This is a genomic window from Oleiphilus sp. HI0123 (assembly GCF_001635315.1).
Window position 1 is genome coordinate 1 of record NZ_LWGE01001552.1, and the last position, 5,161, is coordinate 5,161.

At 43.7% G+C, this 5,161-nt stretch carries 6 protein-coding genes and 2 tRNA genes; all 8 read right to left on the reverse strand.

The features are described 5' to 3' along the window. Nucleotides 1-867: quinolinate synthase NadA (gene nadA, locus A3761_RS20780; RefSeq protein ID WP_068750799.1), on the reverse strand; the 867-nt coding region annotated here is incomplete at its 3' end. A 260-nt stretch (nucleotides 868-1,127) separates the two neighbouring features. After that, nucleotides 1,128-1,203, reverse strand: a tRNA-Lys gene (locus A3761_RS20785). A gap of 123 nt (nucleotides 1,204-1,326) precedes the next feature. Then, nucleotides 1,327-1,402: transfer RNA gene (locus tag A3761_RS20790), tRNA-Lys, on the reverse strand. 114 nt (nucleotides 1,403-1,516) lie between these two features. Further along, on the reverse strand, nucleotides 1,517-2,419 hold the full coding sequence (gene ybgF / locus A3761_RS20795) for a tol-pal system protein YbgF (protein WP_068511016.1): 903 nt from the start codon (nucleotides 2,417-2,419) through the stop codon (nucleotides 1,517-1,519). 5 nt (nucleotides 2,420-2,424) lie between these two features. Then, nucleotides 2,425-3,012, reverse strand: a complete 588-nt coding sequence (gene pal / locus A3761_RS20800; protein ID WP_231872114.1) for a peptidoglycan-associated lipoprotein Pal — start codon at nucleotides 3,010-3,012, stop codon at nucleotides 2,425-2,427. 174 nt (nucleotides 3,013-3,186) lie between these two features. Next, nucleotides 3,187-4,488, reverse strand: coding sequence for a Tol-Pal system beta propeller repeat protein TolB (gene tolB, locus A3761_RS20805; RefSeq protein ID WP_068511018.1), 1,302 nt, complete (start codon nucleotides 4,486-4,488; stop codon nucleotides 3,187-3,189). Nucleotides 4,489-4,536: 48 nt separating this feature from the next. Further along, entirely contained in the window at nucleotides 4,537-4,953 is a 417-nt protein-coding gene (gene tolA / locus A3761_RS20810) for a cell envelope integrity protein TolA (RefSeq protein WP_231881271.1), read from the reverse strand. Nucleotides 4,954-4,981: 28 nt separating this feature from the next. After that, nucleotides 4,982-5,161 (reverse strand): hypothetical protein (locus A3761_RS28640; protein ID WP_231881272.1); only part of this gene is annotated, 180 nt, incomplete at its 5' end.

Genomic DNA, 5,161 nt, shown 5'->3' on the forward strand with positions numbered 1-5,161 from the left:
ACCGGCAGTGGGCGCTTCGATAAAGACTTTCTCAGGCGACAACTGCTGCATTTTATAGAAGATACCGTTATCTGTAGCGACGATAAATTCTTGATTCGGCAACTCTTGCGACGCTTTGATAAGCTGAGTCGTTGAACCGACCGCATCAGCAAATTCAACCATACTTTGCGGAGATTCCGGATGCACAAGTACCGCGGCATCAGGGTAAACCTTCATAAGGTCCTTTATACCCTGCCCCTTAAACTCCTCATGAACAATACAAGAACCCTGCCACATTACCATGTCAGCCCCTGTTTGCTTCTCTATGTAGTTACCTAAATGCTGATCAGGCCCCCACAGTATCTTTTCACCACGTTTATCAAGATAACTTACAAGCTCTAAGGCCATGCTTGAGGTGACTACCCAATCTGCACGGGCTTTAACAGCGGCGGACGTGTTAGCGTAAACAACGACAGTTCGATCAGGGTGCTGGTCACAAAATTCTTCAAACTGTTCAATCGGGCAGCCAATATCTAGTGAGCAAGTCGCTTCGAGCGTTGGCATTAGTACAGTTTTTTCCGGGCTGAGTATCTTTGCCGTTTCGCCCATAAAGCGCACACCAGCAACCAACAGAGTCTCAGCTGAGTGTTCCTTACCAAACCTCGCCATCTCTAGAGAGTCTGAAATGCATCCCCCAGTCTCTTCAGCCAATGCCTGTACAATAGGATCTGTATAGTAATGCGCAACGATAACGGCGTTCTTTTCTTTAAGTAGCGATTTAATCTTCTCTTTGTAATCTGCAACCTTGGCCTGATCTAATTCTCTAGCCGAGAGATGCTCATGCGCTAAATGCTCTTGAACCAAAACGCGATCTTCAATACTTGCCATGTCGTTCCTATCTAAAGATATATCTAAAGTTCGAATCTATTTTTCTTACTAACTAGAAGCCACTCAAACACACAATACACTAATGTGAAGCTGCACCTAAAATTTGGGTGCCATAGTATAATCCTTGTGACAGTAAAATCTATAATTGATTGAGTACCAACGCAAGCAGATCGAAGCAGCGAGCGCAGACTAACAAATGACTATATGTTAAAACTAATGAATTAGCTGGAAATATTGGGACAGCGGACTTTCGAAGGGAATGGTGGGTCGTGCAGGATTCGAACCTGCGACCAATTGGTTAAAAGCCAACTGCTCTACCAACTGAGCTAACGACCCGCTGGAATCTTGTGAACTAGCGATGCTAGTAACATCAAGTTTAGACAATGTTTTTCAACATTTTATGCTCATCGATCGGCTCTGTTGCCACCAACTTCTCTACATTAGAACAGCGGAGAAAAATGGTGGGTCGTGCAGGATTCGAACCTGCGACCAATTGGTTAAAAGCCAACTGCTCTACCAACTGAGCTAACGACCCGATGAGGCGCATATAGTAATGATTTTTAAGAAAATAACAAGCGCAATTTCAAAAAAATTACATTAGTTTTACAGTTTTATAAAATTATACGAAAAATCTATAAAATTCAGTCGCTTAGCGATTGATCTTATAACTTTTTGCTAGTTTGGCAGCGGTACTATCAGGAAATTGCTTTTGAACCTCACTTAAGTATCTTTGAGACTCAGTCGGGTTCTGTAAGCGATCATATGCCACACCAAGCTTAAATAGAGAGTCAGCAACCTTACTGTGACCAGGGTATGCCTGCACAACGATAGAGAAAGCTTGTCTAGCCTGCTCTAGCTGAGGTAAGACTAAGTAAATCTCTCCCAACCAATAATAGGCATTACCTGTTAAAGGCCCATCTGGGTATTTCTCGATAAACGTGTAGAAACTTGTAACCGCCTCGTCAAACTTTTTGTCTTTGATAAGCCCATAAGCCTCTTGATATGCCTGCTTTGCTTCAGCCGAACTGGCTTTTTTGGGCTCGACAGCGACATCAGTAACAACACTTGCTTTCGTACCTTCTGACTCTCCATTCACACTTAGGCTAGGCGAAACGACTGAGGATGTATTGGAAACAGTAGAACTCGACCCACTTGACTTGGCTTGCTTGGACAAAGCCAACACTCTTGAGTCCAGGTCAAGATATCTAGCCTTCGCATTTCGCTTTAAGTGACGTATCTCATTAGCTTGCTCTTCTACAACACCTCTAAGAGCCTTAAGCTGCTGCTGCAATTCCTCGATCATAAAAAACAATTCACTATTTGCAGAGCTTTGAACCGGCAGTGCGACAGGCGCACTAACAGGCCGAGCCGAAGGCAACGCTGTTTGTTCAGCAGGCGCTGACGCTTCGGGCGCAGAATTGTTTTGTTCTGACTGAAAAATTAGTGTTCGCGCAGAAAGAGGAGCAGAAATAACAAGAAAGGACAGGAGGGTAACTGGTAATAGCGCCGGAGCTGAAAAACAGCTCCGCGCGAGAGTCTTATCAATCATCATAATGATTATTGATACTCAATATAAGCTCTTCGGTTTTGAGCCCATGCTGCTTCGTTATGGCCAGCATTTGCAGGACGTTCTTCACCGTAGCTAACTACTTCAATTTGAGCTTTAGAAACACCATTTACAATTAGGAATTTAGCAATCGAGTTACCACGACGCTCACCTAATGCAACGTTGTAACCCTTAGTGCCACGCTCATCACAGTGACCTTCAATCACAACTTTTGACGATGGGTTAGCAGATAAGTAAGCCGCGTGAGCTGCCAATGCAGGACGTGACTCAGACTTAACAGTTGACTGGTCAAACTCAAAGTAAAAAGTTCTCATTTCACGCAAAGCGGCTTGCTCGGCCATAGCAGCTTCTTTAGCTCTTTGAGCAGCCTGCTCTTCAACACTAATTTGATCAGCGTCTGGTGCACCTGAAACTGTACCGCCGGTTGAAGCACTGTCTTCAGATTGGTTTTCGTCTTGTGCAGCTGGAACTTCGTCTGCAGTGAACTCATCTTCAGTACTTAAGCTTTCACAACCAGTTAGTACTAAAATCGAAAAAATAAGCGCCAGGAACAGCTTGATCGAATTTAATTTCATCATCTTACCTTCATTTTTTTGGTGGGGATTCAAGTATTCTTTGTCAAATCGTACGCTTTTCACACTAAAATCATTTGACTTATTATCATACAAAGCTTACCGGATGCACTATAAAACACAAGCGGGTTTTAGCGAAAAGCTTTTATTTTTACCGGTTTATATCCAATAATTAATAATCTACAAAAAAGGTGACCAGGCAGGCTCCAGCACATCGCCCTTATTAGATGGTAAAAAATATTTCGCACCACCATCAACCGATACCACCGCTAAAACTTTGCTACCACCGCGCAAGGTCGAATATATAATCATACGCCCATTTGGTGAAACACTTGGCGACTCATCCAGCGATGTTGAGGTGAGAATTCTTTGATCCCCCGTCTCGATATCTATTTCTGCAATATGAAAACCTTGATCACCCGGCTCGGTACTTTTGTGGACGTAAAAAATACTATTACCGTCGCGGCTGTAGCGAGGCCTGGTATTATACTTCCCAACAAAGCTCAAGCGCTCCGGAATACGATCTCTCAGAGACATACGATAAACCTGTGGGCTCCCGCCCCTGTCACTTGTAAATACGACACTTTTACCGTCCTGTGACCAGCTTGCCTCGGTATCAATACCTGAGTCGAATGTTAATCGCTCAGTGCGATCACGAGCCAAGTCATAACTATATAACTCGGCGTTGCCATCTTTCGACAAGGTCATTACCAGAGAGGAATCATCTGGCGACCACATAGGCGAGTCATTCAAGCCTTTAAACGAGGTCACCTTTCTTTGATTTCCTGAAATCACATGCTGAATGTAAATTGCTGGGCGACCAGAGTCATAAGACACGTAAGTCAGGTGCTGCCCATCATTAGACCATGAAGGAGACAACATAGGCTCGCGACTAGTAAACAGTGTATAAGCCCCTTTCCCATCAGCATCTGCAACATTTAGGCGGTACTGACGCTGCTTGTTGGTTAACTCTTTAACGGTTATATATGCGATCTTGGTAGAAAACACGCCTTGGACACCCGTAATCTGCTGATACACACGGTCACTAATATAATGCGCTGTTTTTCTAAGGCTTGTAGGGCTTGCTTTTACTCGCTCGCTAATGAGAGATTTTTGAGTAAAGATATCAACAAGTTCATAGTCTACTATTACCTGCTTAGAACCATTTTGATGCGTGACACTCCCAACAACAATATAACTCTGCCCTAGCCTACGCCAGTCTCTGAAGTGCACCTGGTCGAAGCGTTCAGGTAAGCCGAGCATACGCGAGGTCGGCAAGGTATCAAAATCACCACTTCGTTGAAGATTGTTTGCAATAATTTTGGATACATCCTCAGGCAATGGCGATGCATTTTTATTTGCAAACGGAACGATCGCAATAGGCTGAGCACTTGCCGAGCCCACCTCTATTTCGATTACAAGCTCGGCATTTACTGCTGCCGATACAAATGCAGTTAATATCAGTATTAGAAACTTCTTCATTCAAACCTCAGAATTTCGTCACAAGAACATTTATCTAAAAAACGTTCACTAATCAACAGGTGAAAATCGCATCGAGAACTTACGAAAGTGCCGATCAAATATATTTACATCATCAGGAACAGGATAGGTACTAATGCTGCTAGCAGCATGCTCTGCTGAGCGATCATAGACCGGGTTTCCGCTAGTACTTTTAATCCCAACCGCTTTTAACTCACCGCTTGGTAAAAGCTCTATTGTTAAGGTGACGCTTAAACCGGTTGATTTGGGAGGAATACGCCATCTGGTTTGCACCTTACGTTTAATTGCAGCCATAAAACGCTCGACCTCACTCACTTCAAAGGCATGCGTGGCTTCGAGCTCAGCTTGGCGCGCCTTTTCTTCAGCAGCTTTTGCTTCTAAAAGTCGATCCTCTTCAAGCTTACGCATCTTTTCCAGTAAGACTTTCTCTTGAGCTTGTCGAGCCAATTCACGCTCTTTGATTTTTAGGGCTTCTTCAAGTTCCAGTGCTTTTTTCTTTTCCAGTGCCTTTTTCTTCTCCAGAGCCTTTTTCTTCTCTAGAGCTTTTTTCTTCTCTAGAGCCTTTTTCTTCTCCAGAGCCTTTTTCTTCTCCAGAGCTTTTTTCTTCTCTAGAGCCTTTTTCTTCTCCAGAGCTTTTTTCTTCTCCAGAGCCTTT

Excerpts from the sequence above, each read along its gene's own strand:
- ybgF (WP_068511016.1), bottom strand. The coding sequence starts at position 2,419 with ATGATGATTGATAAGACTCTCGCGCGGAGCTGTTTTTCAGCTCCGGCG.
- pal (WP_231872114.1), bottom strand. The coding sequence starts at position 3,012 with ATGATGAAATTAAATTCGATCAAGCTGTTCCTGGCGCTTATTTTTTCG.
- tolB (WP_068511018.1), bottom strand. The coding sequence starts at position 4,488 with ATGAAGAAGTTTCTAATACTGATATTAACTGCATTTGTATCGGCAGCA.